This window comes from Agromyces sp. NPDC055658, assembly GCF_053618155.1.
This window is the reverse complement of sequence record NZ_JBSHHD010000158.1, coordinates 1-1027: the sequence shown is the minus strand read 5'-3', so window position 1 is coordinate 1027 and position 1027 is coordinate 1. Positions and strand designations below refer to the sequence as shown.

Below are 1027 nucleotides of genomic sequence, written 5' to 3'. Positions count from 1 at the left end.
GCGTCGCAGTGATGCTGATCGCCTGGCTCTGGCTGGGCCGACGCGTGATCGACGGCACCGCCACCGAATACACCATGGTGGCCACCACCGGTTTCTGGCTCGCGCCGCTGCTGCTGAGCGTGCCGCTGTTCAGCCGCGACACCTACTCCTACCTGGCCCAGGGCGCGCTGCTGCGCGACGGCTTCGACCCCTATGTGGTGGGTCCGGTGGAGAATCCGAACTCCTTGCTGGACAACGTGAGTCCGATCTGGACGACGACAACCGCGCCCTACGGGCCTGCGTTCATCCTGGTGGCGAAGTTCGTCACGATCCTGGTGGGCGACGACGTGGTGGCCGGCACCATGCTGCTGCGGCTGTGCATGCTGCCCGGTCTGCTGTTGCTGATCTGGGCCGCACCACGCGTGGCCCGCCACGTCGGCGCCAACGGGGCTGCGTCACTGTGGATCTGCGTGCTCAATCCGCTGGTGATCGTGCACCTGATGGGCGGCGTGCACAACGAGATGCTGATGGTCGGCCTGATGATGGCCGCGATCGCACTGACCTTCGCCGGCCGGCCGGTGATCGGGGTCAGCCTCATCGCGATAGCCGTAGCGGTCAAAGCGACCGCAGGCCTTGCCCTTCCGTTCCTGGTCTGGGTGTGGATGCGCCAATTGAGGGACAGGCGGGACATGCCCGCGGTGCGCGCATTCGCGGTCGCCACCGCCGCTTCGGTTCTGATCTTCGTGGCGGTGTTCGCGGTCATCTCCCTGCTGGCAGGCGTTGGCCTGGGCTGGCTGACGGCGCTGGCCGGCTCGGTCAAGATCATCAACTGGCTGACAGTGCCCACCGCGGCCGCCAACCTCATCAATGCCATTGGCGGCCTGCTTTTTCCGGTCAATTTCTACGCTGTGCTCGAGGTCGCCCGCATCATCGGCATCCTCACCATCGTCATCGCGTTGCCGTTGTTGTGGTGGCGCTACCGCCACACCGACCGCGACGCCCTGACCGGGATCACCCTGGCCATGGTGGTGGTCGTGCTGTTCGTACC

At 66.1% G+C, this 1027-nt stretch carries 1 protein-coding gene; it reads left to right on the top strand.

Annotated features, from left to right (window positions below; genetic code table 11):
- A partial coding sequence (locus tag ACWGPE_RS19315) for an alpha-(1->6)-mannopyranosyltransferase A (RefSeq protein WP_452049366.1) occupies window positions 1–1027 on the top strand: 1027 nt, incomplete at both ends.